This is a genomic window from Bacillus sp. MAG717A (assembly GCF_036884855.1).
GTDB classification, from domain to species: Bacteria; Bacillota; Bacilli; order Bacillales; family Bacillaceae; genus Bacillus; species Bacillus safensis.
This window is the reverse complement of record NZ_CP145733.1, coordinates 2775092-2793987: the sequence shown is the minus strand read 5'-3', so window position 1 is coordinate 2793987 and position 18896 is coordinate 2775092. Positions and strand designations below refer to the sequence as shown.

The 18896-nt window shown below is 39.7% G+C and carries 22 protein-coding genes; 9 read left to right on the top strand and 13 right to left on the bottom strand.

The window, feature by feature from the left end; genetic code table 11:
• Nucleotides 1-77: 77 nt before the first annotated feature.
• Together sigK and V6Z54_RS14370 are read left to right on the top strand one after the other, a co-directional pair.
• Complete coding sequence (gene sigK, locus V6Z54_RS14375) at nt 78-806, top strand: RNA polymerase sporulation sigma factor SigK (protein WP_034738387.1); 729 nt, start codon at nt 78-80, stop codon at nt 804-806.
• Between the two features lie 609 nt (nt 807-1415).
• Entirely contained in the window at nt 1416-1898 is a 483-nt protein-coding gene (locus V6Z54_RS14370) for a DinB family protein (RefSeq protein WP_041086297.1), read from the top strand.
• Between the two features lie 22 nt (nt 1899-1920).
• On the opposite strand, the gene V6Z54_RS14365 is transcribed toward V6Z54_RS14370, so the two are convergent.
• The 7 genes from V6Z54_RS14365 to V6Z54_RS14335 all read right to left on the bottom strand — a co-directional run bounded on the left by V6Z54_RS14365 (nt 1921) and on the right by V6Z54_RS14335 (nt 6309).
• The gene (locus tag V6Z54_RS14365; RefSeq protein ID WP_241768907.1) at nt 1921-2217 is read right to left on the bottom strand and encodes a DUF3986 family protein; all 297 of its coding nucleotides are present in this window, start codon (nt 2215-2217) and stop codon (nt 1921-1923) included.
• A gap of 9 nt (nt 2218-2226) precedes the next feature.
• A complete protein-coding gene (locus V6Z54_RS14360; RefSeq protein WP_041086298.1) occupies nt 2227-2643 on the bottom strand; it encodes a hypothetical protein in 417 nt (138 codons plus the stop codon).
• 23 nt (nt 2644-2666) lie between these two features.
• Nucleotides 2667-3092 (bottom strand): NUDIX hydrolase, encoded by a 426-nt coding sequence (locus tag V6Z54_RS14355; RefSeq protein ID WP_041086300.1) that lies wholly within the window; start codon nt 3090-3092, stop codon nt 2667-2669.
• A gap of 282 nt (nt 3093-3374) precedes the next feature.
• Nucleotides 3375-3566 (bottom strand): hypothetical protein, encoded by a 192-nt coding sequence (locus V6Z54_RS14350; RefSeq protein ID WP_041086302.1) that lies wholly within the window; start codon nt 3564-3566, stop codon nt 3375-3377.
• A gap of 106 nt (nt 3567-3672) precedes the next feature.
• Nucleotides 3673-5076 carry a polysaccharide deacetylase family protein gene (locus V6Z54_RS14345; protein ID WP_041086304.1) on the bottom strand — a complete coding sequence of 468 codons (1404 nt, stop codon included), beginning with the start codon at nt 5074-5076 and terminating at the stop codon, nt 3673-3675.
• Between the two features lie 157 nt (nt 5077-5233).
• Nucleotides 5234-5788 carry a hypothetical protein gene (locus V6Z54_RS14340; RefSeq protein ID WP_041086306.1) on the bottom strand — a complete coding sequence of 185 codons (555 nt, stop codon included), beginning with the start codon at nt 5786-5788 and terminating at the stop codon, nt 5234-5236.
• A 17-nt stretch (nt 5789-5805) separates the two neighbouring features.
• The gene (locus tag V6Z54_RS14335; protein WP_041086308.1) at nt 5806-6309 is read right to left on the bottom strand and encodes an N-acetyltransferase; all 504 of its coding nucleotides are present in this window, start codon (nt 6307-6309) and stop codon (nt 5806-5808) included.
• A gap of 292 nt (nt 6310-6601) precedes the next feature.
• On the opposite strand from V6Z54_RS14335, the gene V6Z54_RS14330 reads away from it, so the two are divergent.
• The 5 genes from V6Z54_RS14330 (at nt 6602) to V6Z54_RS14310 (ending at nt 10497) form a co-directional block, all read left to right on the top strand.
• On the top strand, nt 6602-6928 hold the full coding sequence (locus V6Z54_RS14330; protein ID WP_024423066.1) for an uberolysin/carnocyclin family circular bacteriocin: 327 nt from the start codon (nt 6602-6604) through the stop codon (nt 6926-6928).
• A gap of 777 nt (nt 6929-7705) precedes the next feature.
• Nucleotides 7706-8767 (top strand): hypothetical protein, encoded by a 1062-nt coding sequence (locus V6Z54_RS14325; RefSeq protein WP_241768908.1) that lies wholly within the window; start codon nt 7706-7708, stop codon nt 8765-8767.
• Nucleotides 8730-9269, top strand: a complete 540-nt coding sequence (locus V6Z54_RS14320; protein ID WP_241768909.1) for a stage II sporulation protein M — start codon at nt 8730-8732, stop codon at nt 9267-9269. Before V6Z54_RS14325 ends, V6Z54_RS14320 begins: the two co-directional genes overlap by 38 nt.
• A gap of 21 nt (nt 9270-9290) precedes the next feature.
• On the top strand, nt 9291-9836 hold the full coding sequence (locus V6Z54_RS14315; protein WP_041086311.1) for a hypothetical protein: 546 nt from the start codon (nt 9291-9293) through the stop codon (nt 9834-9836).
• Nucleotides 9829-10497 (top strand): ABC transporter ATP-binding protein, encoded by a 669-nt coding sequence (locus V6Z54_RS14310; protein WP_338527441.1) that lies wholly within the window; start codon nt 9829-9831, stop codon nt 10495-10497. Before V6Z54_RS14315 ends, V6Z54_RS14310 begins: the two co-directional genes overlap by 8 nt.
• A gap of 37 nt (nt 10498-10534) precedes the next feature.
• Here V6Z54_RS14310 and V6Z54_RS14305 read toward each other — a convergent pair whose 3' ends face one another.
• A complete protein-coding gene (locus V6Z54_RS14305) occupies nt 10535-10813 on the bottom strand; it encodes a spore coat protein (protein WP_039180101.1) in 279 nt (92 codons plus the stop codon).
• A 250-nt stretch (nt 10814-11063) separates the two neighbouring features.
• Here V6Z54_RS14305 and V6Z54_RS14300 point away from each other — a divergent pair, with 250 nt between their 5' ends.
• Nucleotides 11064-11276, top strand: coding sequence for a hypothetical protein (locus V6Z54_RS14300; RefSeq protein WP_024423072.1), 213 nt, complete (start codon nt 11064-11066; stop codon nt 11274-11276).
• Nucleotides 11277-11317: 41 nt separating this feature from the next.
• On the opposite strand, the gene V6Z54_RS14295 is transcribed toward V6Z54_RS14300, so the two are convergent.
• From V6Z54_RS14295 to V6Z54_RS14280, 4 genes are all read right to left on the bottom strand, one after another.
• On the bottom strand, nt 11318-12658 hold the full coding sequence (locus V6Z54_RS14295; protein ID WP_034280034.1) for a sugar porter family MFS transporter: 1341 nt from the start codon (nt 12656-12658) through the stop codon (nt 11318-11320).
• An 84-nt stretch (nt 12659-12742) separates the two neighbouring features.
• Complete coding sequence (gene araA, locus V6Z54_RS14290) at nt 12743-14164, bottom strand: L-arabinose isomerase (protein ID WP_041086317.1); 1422 nt, start codon at nt 14162-14164, stop codon at nt 12743-12745.
• Nucleotides 14165-14181: 17 nt separating this feature from the next.
• A complete protein-coding gene (locus tag V6Z54_RS14285; RefSeq protein WP_039180113.1) occupies nt 14182-14886 on the bottom strand; it encodes an L-ribulose-5-phosphate 4-epimerase in 705 nt (234 codons plus the stop codon).
• Nucleotides 14880-16505, bottom strand: coding sequence for an FGGY-family carbohydrate kinase (locus V6Z54_RS14280; RefSeq protein WP_075611674.1), 1626 nt, complete (start codon nt 16503-16505; stop codon nt 14880-14882). Before V6Z54_RS14280 ends, V6Z54_RS14285 begins: the two co-directional genes overlap by 7 nt.
• A 272-nt stretch (nt 16506-16777) precedes the next feature.
• Between V6Z54_RS14280 and V6Z54_RS14275 the strand changes: the two genes are divergently transcribed.
• Nucleotides 16778-17866, top strand: coding sequence for a GntR family transcriptional regulator (locus tag V6Z54_RS14275; RefSeq protein WP_024423077.1), 1089 nt, complete (start codon nt 16778-16780; stop codon nt 17864-17866).
• A gap of 27 nt (nt 17867-17893) precedes the next feature.
• Here V6Z54_RS14275 and V6Z54_RS14270 read toward each other — a convergent pair whose 3' ends face one another.
• Entirely contained in the window at nt 17894-18895 is a 1002-nt protein-coding gene (locus tag V6Z54_RS14270) for a serine hydrolase (protein WP_338527440.1), read from the bottom strand.
• Nucleotide 18896: the final 1 nt, after the last annotated feature.

The following is an 18896-nucleotide window of genomic DNA, read 5'->3' as shown; positions in this document are numbered from 1 at the left end:
TCGTACAGACACAGACAATCCCTCCTTCACATACATTTGAGGATATAGGCAGCGGCCTAAACATGGTGGAGGTGAAAATCGTGGCAGGAGTATTTACAGCGATGGGATTGATGGTCAAAGAATTGGTGTTTTTAGTGTCCTATGTCAAAAACAATGCCTTTCCACAGCCCCTTTCGGGAGATGATGAAAAAAAATACTTAGCCCTCATGGCACAGGGCGATGAACACGCAAGAAACATGCTAATTGAACATAACCTTCGGCTCGTCGCCCATATTGTAAAGAAATTTGAAAATACCGGGGAAGACGCTGAAGACCTCATCTCCATCGGGACGATCGGACTCATTAAAGCCATCGAAAGCTATTCCTCTGGAAAAGGAACAAAGCTGGCAACGTATGCGGCACGGTGTATTGAAAATGAAATTCTCATGCACTTACGCGCGCTCAAAAAAACGAAAAAAGACGTCTCCTTGCATGATCCCATCGGTCAGGATAAAGAAGGCAACGAAATTTCATTAATTGATGTCTTAAAATCCGAAAATGAAGATGTGATCGATACCATTCAGCTCAACATGGAGCTTGAAAAAGTAAAGGAGTATATCGACATTCTGGACGGCCGAGAAAAAGAAGTCATCGTCGGCCGGTTCGGCCTTGATTTAAAGAAAGAAAAAACGCAGCGGGAAATAGCCAAAGAGCTTGGCATATCGCGGAGCTATGTATCCCGTATTGAGAAACGGGCGTTGATGAAGATGTTTCATGAGTTTTACCGCGCGGAGAAGGAGAAACGGAAGCGGGAGAAGGGGAAGTGAAAATAAATTTCCTTAACTTCTAACAAAAAACAGACCTCACTAGGTCTGTTTTTTATTTCGGCAATAAGCTACTGTCTCGCTGCATTTCATTTCATAATAGCTGCCGTCTTAGCCCTCAAGAACAAAATAGCAAGATTTTGGTCATGGTCATGAACTAAGACATGAAGGAAATCAATTCATCATGCCCCACTATTTAGAGAGCTACAGGAAATGATGACAAAGCGATTTGCATATAAGTATTGTATTCAGCATTTATGCTTAAAAAATTTAAATACGAAAAAATAAAATATAATGATTCATGTATTCTTGCAAATCAATTTTAAATGTTGTTATTTGATACCTGTCAGAAAGCTTAGTATAATCAATATAGGAACAAATATTCGGGGTTAGTAATTGTAGATAAACTACCACTTACCAAAAAGAACAACTTGCTGCAAGAGACGCTATAAACGTAACAGTTTCCAAGGGCTATGTTACGAAAACAAGGTTAATAGTATGATTGGTTCTAAACTGACACCAGATCATGTACATTGTGTCGTTTAATTCAACAAGAAAATCTTTAAGAGATAGCAGTAATTAAACAAACAATTAAACTTTGGAGTGATGATAATGAATAAGTTTTTTGAGTACAACTGGCAGGTGAGAGACGAATGGATTAATTGGTGTAATCAACTAACAACAGAAGAGTTGCTACAAGACCGCATAGGTGGAGTAGGGAGTATTTTATACACTCTTTTTCACATTATGGATGTTGAATATAGTTGGATTCGTGGTATTCAGGGTAAAGAAGACGTGGTATTAGATTTTGATGATTACAAGACTATGGCTAAAGTAAAAACGCTCTCAACTACTTTACGATATGAAATAGTCGAATTTTTAAAATCTCATTTAGATGAAAAACAAGATCGAATGGTATCAGTTCCTTGGGATGAAGATGAATACACTAAAAATGAAATATTACATCATATAATTACCCACGAAATTCACCATATTGGTCAACTTTCTGTTTGGGCAAGAGAAAAAGAATTAACACCTGTATCTGCTAATTTTATCGGTAGAAAGTTAAAATCAGTACATTCTTATGAAAAGTAAGGTCAGTTAAAGATCCATTCATTTATCCCACTATGTTGTTTCCTTTTAAAAAGTGCTCAAATAATCGCTGACCTTCCTCTTCAATTTGATCATCTTCAATTGGATATTCCCCAATGAATAAGCCTAAATGGTCGTATTCCTCATAACTCTTTAAGAGATTCAACTCGTAACTTTTCTGATCAAAAAACAATAACCATCTTCCTGTTTCTAAACTCTTAAAAAAGACGCCTTCATAATCATAACCTTGTTCATAATATCCTACATGTAAATGCATACCCTCATCTAAACTATGTATTCTTTCATTTGTACACACTTTCACCTTACTCCCCTACCTTTTCACATCATGCTGAAAATGAATATTCCTCAACTCGACCCATTCAACAAGATCAGATACCTTTTTTGCCGTCACAAAATGTTGAACGATTTCAAACGCCTGATTACGATCAACATAGCTGCATGATGGCACATACAATGGTGATCCTGCTATGAAATGCTCGATCGTTTCGATCTTTTTTACCTTTTGAAAAGGGACTAAAAAATCTGGATATCTGATGATAAAGAATCCATACGGTTCAGTATAAAAGAAAACTAGACTTTCGCATTCCCAATCTTCCTCTATCTCAATGGAAGATTCCCCGTTACCTTGTTTCCAATACCCTTCCCCCTCCTGAAAGAAGATCCTTTTCATGAATTCTTCTCCCGGATTTTCTACTGGAGCTCCTGTAGGTCCGTAGTATAAAAACATCGATATCGCTCCTTCATGCCTATTTAACCAATTGTTCTATCTCCCTCAAAATCATAAAAAGCTTGTGTTTGTTGGTTTAATTTTAGCATGTGATATAGCTTTGGGTTTAGCTTTTGAAAGGTTTGAGTGCTGACCCATTTTACTTCTTCAATATCCTGATCCGGATCTAGAATGTTCATCTCTCCCCCGATCATTTCCGCAAAGAACGTAATGATCAGCGCATGATGCTTTTTATCTTGAAAGAATGCTTCTCGAACCGAATGAAGTTCATTTACTTTGACAACATACCCTGTCTCTTCTTTCACTTCACGGATGACAGCCTGCTGCAGGTGTTCACCTTTTTCCACAGCACCGCCCGGAAGTTCCCAATATCCCTTTACATTCTTGACCGTTAATAGATTTTCTTCCTCGTCATAAATAATAGCTGAAACCACGTCTACTCGTTTCAAATGAATCCCCCTTAACATTCTCCATTCACATCAATAGTCGAATAGATGGCATGAACTGTTCATTTTATACACTCTTATTGTACTGTATCCTTCATACCGATTGGAGGTCATTGCTTGTGGATGATCATCATGTTACTTATTGTCCTCACACGATTTACGGGGAATTTCGTTTCTCTTTTGAGACAAATCAAAGCACCAAACGAGAAAATCATCAAACTGTTAGAACATAAAAAAAATAAAACCTCACGCAACTAGCAGGAGGTTTTTTCCATAGGAGAAATCTTACCGTTTTTCATCAAACAACATATATTTAATTCGCCGAATATAATGGAGCGCAATATGACCGAGACATAAAATGAGCCCAATCATTGCAAGAATATAGATGGGCAGCATCAAACCAGGTACATAGTTTATAACAAATCCCAAACTAAACGCTGTCAGCATATATATGCTGATCAATCTCATCAATACCATTCGAAGCCCTCCCTTTCTAAAACACTTTAACATATTTTCCCTTTATTTTCATAATTGGCTTTAAAAAAGATGCGAATCCATTAAGACTCGCATCTTTTTTACGTATTCAATTCACCTTTTTCGCCCGTGCTTCCTTCCACTGCTCAAGCTCCGATACTGTTAGTAACTGATATCCTTGCTTCGTCAATTCATTGATGATCGTGACAGCCGCGTTTGCAGAGGTGTCATAGATGTCGTGCATTAAGACGATTTCTCCGCTAGACGCATGTGTAAGAATGTAGTTTGCGACGTATTGGCTGTTGCGATATTTCCAGTCTTCAGGATCAACGTCCCAAAGCGTGACTTTCATGTTGACAGCTTCGTTGATCTGTCCGTTTGTTCCACCATATGGCGGTCTAAAGTGAGTCGGTGTGAATCCGCTAGCTTTTTCAATAATTTGCTGCGTATCTTCTACTTGTTTGATGGCTTGTTTTAATGGCAATCTTGTGAGTAAAGGGTGGTTATAGGAATGATTTCCGATTTCATTTCCACCTTTTCTGATTTCACCTAGCATATCGGGATAATATTGAACCCTGCTTCCTAATACAAAAAATGTCGCATGTCCTTTGTTTTCTTTTAAAGCTGTTAAGATTTTTGAAGTCGTTGATGGATTTGGTCCATCATCAAATGTAAGGGCAATGGCTTTTTGATGTGGGTTAAATACTCGCTGTTTTGGCAGTTTTACGATCTTTCTTTTTGCGATCGGTTCTTTTTTCTCGTTTTTGTTCTTTTCTTTATTGATGTATTCTGGCTTTAACATTCCTTTAAGCAGTGTTTTCTTAATCGCCAGCACTTGAGGGCCCTTCTTGTCTGGTGCAATTTGCCCCGCTGGGAAGTAGAATTCAATAAAACGATCTTTGATGGCAAAATACTGATAATGCTCTGCCTCAGGAGATGTTCCTTGTTTAAGCAAATGCTTGTTTTCAGCAAGAGAGCGATCTTTTTTCAACTCCTCAAATGTCATTTGAGACAATTTTTGCAGATTTTGTTTCTTTGATAAAAATAGATCATCTATTGATAAAAACTGCTGTTTCTTGAAATCAAAATTGAATATCTTCGTTTCATGACTGCCTTTTACTCCGCCTTTTAATTCATATGTATTGAATTTGATCGCAGCAGTTTGTTTGGCATAGTGAGTAATCTCGTAATCTATGTTTAATTCGTATCGATGATCTTCATCGACATCATTTGCTTCACTAAATGATGTTTTGAATTTATCGAGCGCTGTTTCTGCAAATCTTTTCATCTCTTGATCTAGCTTTTTTTGATGAAACACAGGATAGTTCACAGCATATCTCAAGTATCTCCCGTCATTCACGAGGGTCACAATTTCAACTTCTTTATAGCTCGCATCTGGTGCTACCTTCTTCTTCTCTGTCCCGCTTGCCTGCTGATTATGATAAAACGCGGCGATTCCGATGATCATCGCAAGTCCGCATAGGACGAGACTGACTTTCCATTTAATTGACACAAAAATTCTCCTCTCGTGATGCCGTCATGCCTGAATGACGTGTGTTTGTAGGATAGACTTTGCATGCCCCCTTTTTAGTTTGCAAATCACAAAACCGTCACATTTTCGACACATTTTTAGAGAGGAATAAAAAAGGACTGATTTCTCAGTCCTTTGATTATTTTTGCATATATAGTTGAAATAATTTCGTTTCTTCATCAATGGAACGCGCTCGATCAAATGCCGCTCTCACTGTCTTTGTATTGTTCATGAGCTCGTACATCATGGTCAGCACAAAGATAAAAGCTGCATTCCCATCAATGTAATCGTCCGGCGCCGAATAAGATGTAGCTCCTGCCTCTAAAAAAGCATCTGCTAGATTTTTCTCTCCTAGTGTGCAGCCTGTAGATATGACATGAACTCCTTCTAAGGAAGCATACCGCTTGATTTCATCCGCTCCAAAAGCAGTATCCCTAGGCTCTTCATCTTCGTATACATCTTCCCCTAATTCAGGCATGATAAATGCTCCTTCTTCACCATGAAACGATAAAAGAAGGTAATCTATTTCTCCTCTATTTCTACCAGATAACACATGAATCAGGTCATTTGGTCTTCCGATCCAATGCATATCGACTTTCGCGCCGAAGTTTTCAAGTGCTGCACGCAGTGCAAAAGATTCCAGCTCACTATTGGGTCCTGCTGCTAACGTAATGCGCATGGCCTGTTGATTCACTTCTATCTCCTCCAGTCTTATGATAAAAATAAAACCATTTTTTCCTCATCTGCATATGTATCAGCCCATTTTAACGCTTTTTCTTCGACAGCGTACGACTCAAATCCAACGGAGCGATAGAGGCGCTTTGCTGAGTGATTAGTTGTCACCACTGATAAATACACTTGCTCGATGTCCTGCTGTTCTTGCGCAAAGGAAAGAGCTTTCGTCATTAAAGCATTGCCTACTCCCATTCCGCGGGCATCAGCTTTTACATACATCGCAGTCAAATTCGCTCGGTGCTTTAACTTCTGCAAGGTTTCTTGGATGAGCGTGACTGCTCCCACAAGCTGCCCTTGATGAAAAGCGCCAAAAGTCCACATAGATTGAGTCGAAGCAAAACGCGCTTTATATTTGTCCTTTGTATTGATTTGCTCTTCCTCATAGCTCATCGCAAAACCTTCTGGATTTAATCGCAGCGCTTCTAGTCTGAGTGCTGCATATTCTTCAGCATCATCTGGGGTTAATAATCGAGTATTCAGAAAATCGCCTCCAAAGAATGATGGATAATTCCAATTTTATCTTGAATGGAGATTTTGATCAAAGAATATTGGGCTCTCTGAATCGCTTCCCCACCTGTAAAACAAGGTATTTCCGATCATCTTTACGTGTTTTATTCTAGCAAAAACGATTCTTTTTTCACTTATCTTCTCACTTTTTTTATATTAATCTATAACTAATTCATGAAAAAAATGAAAAAAAAGGATTGCGATGAACTAATAGATACCTTAAGATATAATAGTAATAAAAATACAAAAAAGGGAGGAATTTGATATGACGGAAACAAAAAACGAAATCAAACTACATGTTCTTTTTGGTGCTTTAGCAGTAGGATTCCTTATGCTAGCTCTTTTTTCCTTCTCGCTACAAATGCTGCCCGTTGCTGATCTAGCAAAAGAATTTGGTATTCCAGGCAGTGTTGCAGCTGTTGTTCTGAACGTGGTTGAAGCGGGCGGGGCTGTTACAACAATTGTCTCCATTTTAACTGCTGTTGGATCAGGTGGTCTTTCTCTCATTGCAGCGGCTGGTAAAGAGACAATTCGTCAGTACCTTAAAAACGAAATTAAGAAAAAAGGCCGTAAAGCTGTTATTGCTTGGTAATTCAATTTTATGACCCAATAGAAGGAGACTTTGTTCTCCTTCTATTTAAATTTTTATGCAGGTGAGAAGATGTTATATCCGTTATTATCACTACTTCTATCAATTAGAATGAAACAACAATATTCAAATCTAGCTCAGTTTATCATACGCAGGGTTCCATTTTTTAAATCGTTTTCATCTAAACAGTACATATTATTTTCTTGTATCCTAGATACTTTATTCGGCTGCCTGATTGTATTCGTTATTTCTTCTTATCTTTACTCCCCGGTCTATCAAATAGAATGGGATAGTGCTTTTGTGATATTTTTGTTCCTTTTCTCTATTGTCAAAGGAATTGAATCTTATAGAAGAACGCATATTCTTCCTTTTGAAGAGTTGATACAGCTTGCACCTGTTTCCTCGAGACGCCTTTTTCAAACGCTTTTATTTTCAGAGTTGGTTTGGCTTCTATTTACAAGCTTGAGTACTTATTTGATCTATTTCCTTTTTCAATATTTCATTGCTCAAACACATGACTGGATATTCTGGTTGAAGCATCTCAATGTTATATTGACAGGCTTCTTACTTTTTATCGTCAGTAATAAGATATTTGGTGCTTACATCTATAACATTGTCGTAAAAAAAATTGGGATTGTTCGTGTTCTTTTTTTCGCCAGCATCTCTTTACTCTTCTTCTTATTCGGAAGGGTTCTAATATCAAACATTATTTTCCCTTTTTATCACACTTTCCGACAACTTTTTCAATCAATTTCTTCGCTTGCAGAAGATGCGTTTTGGATGACACTTTCAAACAACTTGATGTCTTTATATCAGAATAATCTTCAACAAATCCATCATGCTTTATTTTCACAGGATTCGGTATTTCTACAATTTCTTGCGCTTTTTACTTCACCTGTCACATTTTTCGTCGTGATATTAGCTGCAACACTCGTTATGAAGCTCCCTGTTCGCTGGATTCCGACTGGAAAAGAGCATGATCAAAGCTCAAAACATTTTAGAGATTTATTTTATTGGTACTTTCAAGCACTTGATAAAATTCAGAGCTCGCTGTTTCAAAAGAATATGCTGATTCAAAAAGATCTTAAGGTGCTAAAAGAAAAAAGATGGCTGCTGTCTAAAGAGTTTTTTAATTATATGTTCATGTCATATGAAGCCTTCTTCTATGTCGGGGTTATGACCGCTTTGATCTCGATTATTGATCATCATACCTTGCAAGTTCAGCTATTATTCACATTAAATGTGATGATTTTAGCTAATCAAACATATGAAATGAGAATGCTGACCCCTTCTATATTTTCTTTAAGTGCTGAAAAAAAGAATATTTGGCTTTATGGACTTTCTCAAACATCTCTTATGCAGTTTTTCTTATCAAAAATCCAGTTATTTTATTGTTTATTTTCCATACCATCACTCTTTCTATTGTTCATTAATCTAACAATCATTAGTGTATATCAACTTTTTGATGTTCAGATGCTTATTCAATTGGTGGCATTGGGAGTTGGCTTTTTCATTTTTCCATTGATTCAGCTGTATTTGTTTCCATTCATAACAAAATTTAATTTTATTCACGAGCATGAAATAGGGACAACCAATGAAGAAATAGATGTTATCGATAAAGGACAGGCCTTTGCTAGGAATTTTCTCGTGTTGCCTTTCATGTACTATATGATTTTGACCTCTTTTCTACCTATTTTGCAGCATTCTACAAGTCTCGTTAGCGTTCTGTTTGCTTTGTATTTTGTGATTGTTTCCGTGATTTGCTGGGTATTATGCCGCAAGACCATCTATAAAGGGATTGAATATGTTGAAAAAAATAAAATATTTTTTATCGGAGAATAGACTGATTCTACGCCTCGGTTACCTCTACGCTGCTATCTTTATTGCAGCAGTGCTAATTGGAAGCCTTCTTCCTTATGATCAGATTCCTTATCTTAAAAAGGATGAAGAGATGTTTTTTCTATCTATTTTCTTAAACAATTTACAAGTTGGAATGGCGATATTAGGCATCGGAGCTTTTACAGGTGGGATCATGTCTGCAGGCATTCTTTTTTACAACGGCTACATTATTGGCAAACTCGTTCAGTATCTGATTGTCAATCACGAAGCGCAGCAGCTATTCACAGGACTCCTGCCTCATGCTTTTGTAGAAGTTCTTGGATTAATTCTGTTTTCAATCGTCAGCTCTTTTCCTTTTATTTATCTTTATCGATTTATAAAAGGAGAAGCAATTGAATTAAAAAAACTGATCCTAACTGTGCTTCAATTGATTTTTGCAGCAGCCGTTCTTTTATTCATAGCATCTCTTTTAGAGCAATACGTTAGCCATGTACATCTACCATAGAAGAAAGGGGAATGTGGTTCCATGGAGCTACTTCTACGACCTAAGCAATTTTTCAATCAGAATCAATCGATTAAAACCATTATAGGTCTTGTCTTACTATCATTATTTGTGTCGACTGTCTTTTTAACATTTTTTATTATTGATTTGTTAGTAGATGAACCTTTATCCACTGGGAAACAACTTGCCAGCATTGTTTTTATCTTTTTGCTGACAATTCCGCTTTATTTCATTTTAAATTTTCTCAGTACTGTTCTAACTTCTATTTATATGTATTTTTTTCATAAAGCTTTTATTTTACGCAAAATGTATCTTGTTATTTTGGTTTATAATGCATTTCTTTTATTAGTGAATAGTGCAGCGATCTATTGTGTGATGGTGTTACAATTAGATCACTATTTTCTCTTGATTCAAATAGTTTCCTTCTTATTCAACTTATATCTTTTACGCATCCTTTATGATGGAATTATTTACTATGCTGAAGGATCAAAAAAAGCTGCCTTAGCAACTGTGATCTTGTATATGCTGGTGACGACTGCGTTTGTTATTGGAGGATTCATCAATGGCTAATCTTCAAGTGTCTCAGCTATCTTTTCACTATGAAACAACAGAAAAGACTTCTCCCCTTCTCGATCATGTGTCATTTGATCTGAAAGAAAGTGATCGAGCTTGTATTATTGGAAAGAACGGCAGCGGTAAATCGACACTTTTAAAGATCATCGCAGGTCTGCTTCCTTCAGCATCCGAAACGATTTTACTTAACGGGCAGCATCACCCTGGAACCGCTCAATATAAAAGTCTGGTAGCGTACATTCCAGATAAACCTTTAGTCTATGATGCGCTCACTGGTTTGGAGCATATGGAGCTTATCCAGTCTTTATGGAATATGAAAAAGTCGGAAAAGGTTTTATACAAAGAGACCTTTCTATCGCTTTGTGATGCATTTGATTTAACTCATGCCCTAAAAATGCCTGTCAAACAGTATTCATTGGGCATGAGATATAAACTTTTTTTTAATAGTATGGTGGCAAGATCACCAGAGCTGATTATTCTTGATGAGCCTTTTACCTCTCTTGATGAAGCCTCTCAAATACAATCGATTTCTTTATTAAAAAAAGAATTCTCACATCGATGTGTTTTATTTACAAGTCATCAGCGCTACCTTTATTCAGAATTAGGAAATCGTTTCTTCAAGCTCGATCAAGGACAATTAAATGAAATGGAACGTTAGACATACAAAAGGCATCCTATAAAAGGATGCCCCTTCATTACCACTTACAGCGCTTCACCGGACGGCAGCAAGGGTTTTTGATATCACTGCCGCAATCATATTCTTCTACAATATACTCGTTGTGAGTCGATTCAGTGACCGGATAGTAGTTTTCTATTCTTTTAATGTTTTTATTGACGTTTGTGATATGCGTTGGATGAATTTTTCTGATCGTTTGTTCATTCGTTCTTGTGTTGACAATTTGACGTGTAGGGAAAACAACCGTTTCTTCTCGGCGAGGTCCAAAGAAGAAATCATCTAATCGATTTCGGCTCATCTTAACACCCCTTCAAGTTGTCTTTCACTTACACTCTATCGTATGTTAGAGTTATCTTTCGTGATTAGATGCATGTCTATTTTTAAAGAAATCCACTTTCTATCTAGTTTTCTCTTTATTTACAAAAGGACAATTTTAACATATTATACAAATGATACATTGAGAAGATAGGACATCCATGAAAACAACACATAAGCTCTTTTTATTCACTGCATTTTTTCTACTCATCATCAAATAAGAGGTGAACGATATGATCAACACGACACAGCCATTCGAACGAAACAAGCTAGACATTGCACTAGAACTAACTCAATTACATCTGAATCAATATCAAACCAATCATCCTGATCAGCTGAGTGAAATTTACGCGAAATATTACGCGCTGCTTGAAGTGCTGGATTTGTCATCCTATGATCAATTAATTGATTTACTGCCAGATGAGCTCAAACAGACGCTTGAGTAAAAAAACCATCTATCCACATGGGATAGATGGTTTTCTTTATTTTATACACGTGCAGCCATATCCGTTTCGATTTGCTCTAAGCTTCTTCCTTTTGTCTCGACTAGCACAAAACGGGTGAATAACAGCCCGATTAAGCAGATGACTCCGAATGAGGAGAAAATGACCCCAAAGCTGAATTGATCAGCCAAAATAGGGAAAACGAGTCCAACTGCTAACGATCCGGTCCAGTTAAAGGCAGAAGAGATACCTGCTCCGATGCCTCTGACAGAAAGCGGGAAGATTTCGCCAATGATGATCCAAGTGATCGGTGCCCACGAGAAGGCATAGCACAAAATAAAGCAGCAAAGTGAAATCAATGTCACCCAGTTTAAAATTCCTTCACTGACGCCAAGTGCACCTAATGCGGCTGGAGCAAAGAAAGAAAGGGCCATGCCCGATCCCCCTACAGTGAGAATCGTTCGGCGGTCGAAGCGGTCGACAAATTGTAAAAAGATCACGGTCGTGACGACAAAAATGACACCGACAATGACTGTAAAACCTGCGGCAACCTGCGGCGCAAGACCTACATTCCGAGCGATACTCGTTGCATAATAGACAATGGAGTTCGCGCCTTGAATTTGCTGAAGGGTCGCCATTCCAACCCCAATGAAAAGAGCCATTCTGAATTTCTTTTGAAACAATTCACGAATACCCGAGCGTTCTTCTTTGGCGACTTCTAAAATTTCCTGCATTTCTGATTCGATTTCTTCACGGGAAGAACGCAGTGATCCTAATACCTCTCGTGCTTTATGAGCCATTCCGTGTTTAATCAAATATCTCGGAGATTCAGGAAGCTTCAGCATGCCAATATAAAGCACGATCGCAAATAAAGCGGCACTTCCCAGCATCCAGCGCCAGCTGTCTGGGATGGGTTCAAACACAAACGCGACAATATAGCTGAGCAAGAGTCCAGTTACAATCATGAGCTGATTGAGTCCAGATAATTTCCCGCGGATTTTAGCAGGAGCGATTTCAGACATGTAAGCCGGAACCAATGATGAGGCTGTTCCTACTGCTGTCCCTAAAAAGATACGAGCGATGGTGAGTGAAATCTCTTCTGGTGCGACAGCTGATCCGATAGCCCCGACAAAAAAGATAACGGATGAGACCAAAATGAGTTTTCTGCGGCCAAATTTATCCCCTAAGAGACCGCTTAAGATGGAGCCAATGATGGCCCCGCCCATTAATGAAGAGACAACAATTCCAAGCCATAATGGGCTGAGCTGAAATTCTTCCTGAATATGTCCTTCTGCCCCTGCAATAATACCAATATCATACCCAAATAAGATGCCTGCAAAGGACCCGAAAAAGAAGATAAATTTGCTTGACACTTTTTTCTCCAAGTGGATGACCCCCTCACTTAATTAACCGCTTTCATTTCTCCCTGTGCTTCCACTGTAAACAGTAGAAGACCTTTCACCCTTCTTCTATAAAACCACATATTCTGCATTGACAAGCTTTGCAAATTGAACAATTTGATCAACCGTTAAATTGAGAGACACGACTGTATGATGGCCTCCGCCTTGCTTAATCCATGCTTTGACGCCATCCTGAAAATTCGGTTTGATTTTCCACAATACACGCGCAACTGGTAAATGTGGTGCAGCTTCCTCCGGCTCAAAGGCTTCGACTTCTTGTATCAGCCATTTGAAATGTGTTCCAAAATCCGCTATGGAAACAACAACACCTTCGCCTGCTTTTCCATCAAATACAAGACGTGCTGGATCTTCCCGGTTTCCAATCCCAAGTGGAGACACGACAATGACGGGTTTTGTATGGGCGAGCGCTGGATCTACTTCCAGCATATGAGATTGCAGCACCGCTTCCTGTCCAGACGTCATTTCATATGTGTAGTCCTCCATAAAACCAGTGGATTGATGATGGCTCATCACTTTTAATAAGCGGTCCAGTGCGGCCGTTTTCCAATCGCCTTCCCCAGCAAAGCCGTATCCCTTTGCCATCAGCCGCTGTACCGCAAGTCCAGGCAGCTGCTTCATCCCATGTAAATCTTCAAAGTTTGTTGTAAAGGCATGATAGCCGCCTTCATCTAAGAAACGTTTGATGGCGATCTCATATCGCGCCTGCACCTTGACACTTTTTTCCCATTCTTCAACTGAATACGTTCCATAATTCACATCATATTGCGTTAAATACTCAGCAAATAATGCATCTACCTCTTCTTCCTCTACTGCATTTACATATTCGACGAGATCGCCTATTCCAAAGTAATCAACGGTCCATCCTAATTGAATCTGCGCTTCGATTTTATCGCCTTCTGTCACGGCCACATGCCGCATGTTGTCACCAAACCGGGCTACTTTGATGTGAAAGCTCTCATGATAGGCAGCCGCAACGTCCATCCAATCAGCAATTTGCTGCTGCACTTCAGGCTTTGACCAATGACCGGTCACAATTTGGTTTTGTTTATTTAAACGTGCATTGATATAGCCATATTCTCTATCTCCATGTGCGGATTGATGAAGATTCATATAGTCCATGTCGATCGTGTCCCACGGGATCTTTTCATAATATTGTGTGACAAGATGCAAAAGAGGCTTTTGCAAAAGATTGGTCCCGCGTATCCACATTTTCGCTGGTGAAAATGTATGCATCCACGTCATCACACCAATGACTTCATCGCGATAATTGACCTCTTTCATAAGCTTTGTGATTTGATCGGCGCTGACAGCCAGTTCCTGCAAAATCACTGGATAAGGAAGTAAACCGCTTTCATTTAAGGTATCTGTCATCTTTTGTGCATTTTCTTTTACTTTGTGCAGTGCTTCATCACCATATAGATGCTGTGACCCAACGATAAACCAAAATTCTTTTTTCTGACTTGTTAACATAGATATCCCTCTTTTCTTTATCTTGAAGGTTTTTGTCCGTAATACGCATGCTTTCCATGTTTTCTTAAGTAATGTTTATCTAAAATTCGCTGCGGCAATGGCTCCGCAAATTCGTTCAATTGCTTGGCAAAAAGGTTCATTTTGGCAACTTCATCTAAAATCACACTGTTTGTGACCGCACTTTTTGCATCCTTCCCCCATGTAAACGGACCATGCCCTTGAAGCAATACACCCGGCACCGCCATGACATCTAGGTTTCTTTTCTCAAACGTTTCGATGATCAGCCGGCCGGTCTCTACCTCATAACCGCGATTGACTTCTTCTTCTGTCAGAAAACGAGCGCACGGAACGGCGCCGTAAAATGTATCGGCATGTGTTGTGCCCATTGCTGGTAAATCAAGACCTGCCTGCGCCCAAACAGTTGCCCACATAGAATGGCTATGTGAAATGCCCCCTATTTCCTCAAAGTGTTTGTAAAGAACTGCATGTGTAGCTGTATCTGACGAAGGACTGAATTCTCCTTCCACCACTTCACCGTCAAAGTTCACCACGACCATATCTTTTGCTGATAGCTGGTCATACGCTATGCCGCTCGGCTTAATCACAAACAAACCACTGTCACGATCACATGCACTGACATTGCCCCATGTAAATTTCACAAGTCCGTATTTTGGCAAATCTAAATTTGCTTGATACACTTCTTCTTTTAAGCGATCTAGCATACCGTCGTCACTCCTTTCTTTGGCAGCAGATGCGCTACTGCCGCTTCTTCAATCGGAAGCCCCTTTTGATAGCGCTTTAAAAATTCATCAAAGCCTTTGACATCGAGTGGATCGGGCTCCATGAGTTCTTCTGATGTATGGGCAAATACTCGTTGGGTAAGAAATTCAGCCAATGTTTGCTGCTGATGATGGACCATATATGAAGCAAGGACCGCCATCCCAAACGCACCACCTTCTCCCGCTGTTGAAACGACTGATACAGGTGTATTCAGCGCTGCGGCAACCATTTTTTGTCCAACGAGCGGTGTTTTAAATAATCCCCCATGCCCTAGTAAGCGGTCAATCACTACATGTTCCTGTTCCTTTAACCGGTCCATGCCTATTTTCATAGCACCAAAAGCGGAGAACAAATGGGTGCGCATGAAATTAGCGAGGTTAAAGCGGCTTTCAGGAGACCTGACAAAAAGAGGTCTTCCTTCTGGCAGTCTCGTAATATTTTCACCAGAGTAATAGCCATAGCTTAAGAGACCGCCGCCATCTCGATCTGCTTCTAAAGATTGCTGCAATAACGATTCGTATAACCTTTCTGACTCCACTTGCATGCCTAGTGCTTCAAATGCCTCTCTGAATATATTCATCCAAGCGTTTAGGTCACTTGTACAGTTATTCGCATGAACCATGGCAACTGGCAGTCCATCCGGTGTCGTGACAAGATCCACTTCTGGATACATACCTTTTAGATCCTGCTCCAGGACAATCATGGCAAAAACCGATGTCCCAACAGAAATATTCCCAGTCCGTCTTTCTACACTGTTTGTTGCCACCATTCCCGTTCCAGCGTCACCTTCCGGCGGGCAAAATGGAATGCCTGGCTGCAAATGTTTTCCTTGATCCAAAATGGCTGCTCCTGCTGCCGTTAACACGCCTGCCTCTTCGCCTGCTAAATAGACACGCGGGAGAAGGTGGCGAAGCTTCCACGGGTAGCCTTTTTCTGCAATCAATGCTTCAAATTGCTGGAGCATTTCTTCATTGTAGTCCTTCGTTTCGTCATCAATTGGAAACATCCCTGACGCATCGCCAATACCAATGGCCTGCTTTCCGGTTAACAGCCAGTGAATATATCCAGACAAAGTGGTCATATATTCTAATCGGGATAGATGTTTTTCCTCTTCTAATACCGCTTGATACAAATGGGCAATGCTCCATCTTTCTGGAATATGAAATTGAAATACATCTGTCAGCTTTTGACTCGCCTCGATGGTCGTTGCATTCCGCCATGTTCGGAACGGAACGAGAACCTCTCCTGTATGATCACATGCCACATAACCATGCATCATCGCTGATACCCCGATTGAGCCAATGGTTTGAATGGTCACACCATACTTTTGCTCGGCCTGTTCTTTCATCTCTCGATAGGCCACTTGCAGACCTGTAATGATATCAATTAAGTTGTACGTCCAAATTCCATCCTGGAGAAAACTTTCCCATTCATATGCACCTTGTGCAATTGGCTGAAATTCCTCATCTATTAAAATCGCTTTAATTCGTGTTGAACCAAATTCAATGCCTAAAGATGTCCGTCCTTCTTTCAAGGCTTTGGCCGTCTCTTTATGATTCAATCTACGTTCACCCCCATTTTGATAGCGGTTTCAATTTTGTTTTTCTAGATTCATTGATTCTCTGGTACAATCACAATATAATATTTGTACGTACATATGTCAATAATAAATATAGTTGTACATACATAATGTGACAAAAACCTGCATTTTTTCTGGAGGGGTCATGACTGAAAAGGAAAGCGCCTGTTTTTGATTCGACAACCATGTTAAAATATGTCCATACAATTTCTTCTCAATCCGAGTAGATGATCAACTGAGAAAGAAGTGAAACGATGAAAAAGAAGTACCAGATCATTATTGATGATATAAAAAGCAAAATACTCACAGGGGATTATCGGATCGGGGAGCGCATTCCAACCGAATCAAGCCTGCAAGACATGTATCAAGTAAGCAGACATACAGTTCGAAAAGCCATTTTGGAATTGTCCAGCGAAGGATTTTTGCGCAGCGAAAAAGGTTCAGGCACATTTGTGACCAATCAATATCAAACAAAACCTGCGGGACATGCACATATGAAAACGATTGGGGTCATTACAACATACATATCCGATTACATTTTCCCTTCTATCATTCGAGGCATTGAAAGCCGATTAAACGAAGAGAACTATTCCTTGTTACTGGCAAGTACAAATAACGATGTTGAGCAGGAGAAAAAAGCGCTGGAGATGATGCTGTCTTTTGGGGTGGACGGACTTATTGTCGAGCCGACGAAAAGCAATTTATATAATCCAAACATTTCGTACTACTTATCCTTTAAAGAACAGGATGTACCGCTCATTATGATCAATGCCTATTATGAGCAGCTAGAGGTTCCTTTTCTCTGTTTAGATGATGTAAAATCCAGCTATTTAGCCACAAAAGAGCTGATCACCTCAGGCCATCAGCAAATTGGACTTATTTCAAAAACAGATGATTTACAGGGAAAATATCGAATGAAGGGCTATATTCAAGCGCTAGGTGAAGCGAAGCTTAATTTCCTGCCTGAGCATGTGCTCTTTTTCGATACAGAATCGAAGCAGCATTTGGGAGAGCAAATTCACACATTCCTGATGGCGCACCAGCATGAGCTGACTGCTCTTGTTTGCTATAACGATGAGGTGGGTTTAGAAGTAGCCAATGTATGCAGCGAAATCGGGCTGTCCATTCCAGATGATCTCTCGATTATTGGACAGGATAATTCGTATATTGCCCAGAAAAATGCCCATGTGAAGCTGACAACACTGACCCATCCACAGGAGCAAATGGGCCGTGATGCAGCAGACTGGATGATTAAAAAAGTACAAGGGAAAAAGAATCTCCCTGATCAAACGTTTTACGAGCCTGAATTGGTTCCAGGTGAAACGATCAAACGAATAAAATGAGCCCTTGCCTCAGGTGGCTCATTTTATTTAAGATTCCAGCATATCCATCAGATCATACGCTATACGATCGGGAGAGTCTTGCGTGATTCGATTACGGTAGTTGGATAAAACGACCACGCCTGCTTTGGAATGCGGGCGGAAGCCCATAAAGCTGGAGAATCCCGACGTCGCCCCATTATGGCAAATGAGTCCTGTGTCATCGATGACCCAGCCGAGTCCCATTGACATGTTCCTGCCCATATCCCGTCTTGGTTCATGCGTGAGTTTCCAAAAAGAATCCGCATCTGCGTGTAGATGGGCCGAGAGAAATGACAATAAATCTGTGATGGTCGAGCGAATAGCGCCAGCTCCTTGATAGTCAAGCATATGAAGCGGCGGAACCTCTTTACCATTTTCTCGATGACCTAAGATCATCTTTGATTTTATATCATCCTTGATAGCAATAAAGGTACTTGATAGATGAAGCTCATCCACGATATATTCCATCAATAGCTGTTCATATGTTTTGTGACGAGACCAGCCCATGATTAAACCAAGCAGCCCCACACCCACATTGGAATAACGAGATGGAAAGCTTTTTGGCTGATTCCACTTTTTCGAGTTTAACAGTTTCATTAATTCATCGAGTGAATATTGACAGAACATATCTCTTCTCACTTTAGGAAGGAAGCATAGCTGCAAATCTCTAAGAAGACGATGCGGAGGAAGTCCAGACGTATGAGTTGCCAGCTGCTCTATTTGAATGGGATGATTCTTTCGAATATGAGGACAATACAGTGAAATCGAATCATCGAGTTTTATCTGCCCTTTTTGCAACATGCTTGACAATATACTTGTCGTAAAGACTTTTGAAATCGAGCCAATCTCAAAAATGACATCCTCTGGCTCCACTCGCTTTTGTATAGGGTGATCCCCGAAATGAAAGACATGTGTTTCCCCTTGATGAATCAATCCGATCACAAGCAGTGCGTCCTTCTTTTTCTCTGTATAAGAGGAAGCGATTCTCTGTACTTCTTGTTTGAGCGTCATT

Coding starts and splice junctions, on each gene's coding strand:
- V6Z54_RS14370 (WP_041086297.1), top strand. CDS start 1,416: ATGAATAAGTTTTTTGAGTACAACTGGCAGGTGAGAGACGAATGGATT.
- V6Z54_RS14360 (WP_041086298.1), bottom strand. CDS start 2,643: ATGTTTTTATACTACGGACCTACAGGAGCTCCAGTAGAAAATCCGGGA.
- V6Z54_RS14350 (WP_041086302.1), bottom strand. CDS start 3,566: ATGGTATTGATGAGATTGATCAGCATATATATGCTGACAGCGTTTAGT.
- V6Z54_RS14330 (WP_024423066.1), top strand. CDS start 6,602: ATGACGGAAACAAAAAACGAAATCAAACTACATGTTCTTTTTGGTGCT.
- V6Z54_RS14325 (WP_241768908.1), top strand. CDS start 7,706: ATGACACTTTCAAACAACTTGATGTCTTTATATCAGAATAATCTTCAA.
- V6Z54_RS14320 (WP_241768909.1), top strand. CDS start 8,730: ATGTTGAAAAAAATAAAATATTTTTTATCGGAGAATAGACTGATTCTA.
- V6Z54_RS14315 (WP_041086311.1), top strand. CDS start 9,291: ATGGAGCTACTTCTACGACCTAAGCAATTTTTCAATCAGAATCAATCG.
- V6Z54_RS14310 (WP_338527441.1), top strand. CDS start 9,829: ATGGCTAATCTTCAAGTGTCTCAGCTATCTTTTCACTATGAAACAACA.
- V6Z54_RS14305 (WP_039180101.1), bottom strand. CDS start 10,813: ATGAGCCGAAATCGATTAGATGATTTCTTCTTTGGACCTCGCCGAGAA.
- V6Z54_RS14300 (WP_024423072.1), top strand. CDS start 11,064: ATGATCAACACGACACAGCCATTCGAACGAAACAAGCTAGACATTGCA.
- araA (WP_041086317.1), bottom strand. CDS start 14,164: ATGTTAACAAGTCAGAAAAAAGAATTTTGGTTTATCGTTGGGTCACAG.
- V6Z54_RS14285 (WP_039180113.1), bottom strand. CDS start 14,886: ATGCTAGATCGCTTAAAAGAAGAAGTGTATCAAGCAAATTTAGATTTG.
- V6Z54_RS14275 (WP_024423077.1), top strand. CDS start 16,778: ATGAAAAAGAAGTACCAGATCATTATTGATGATATAAAAAGCAAAATA.
- V6Z54_RS14270 (WP_338527440.1), bottom strand. CDS start 18,895: ATGACGCTCAAACAAGAAGTACAGAGAATCGCTTCCTCTTATACAGAG.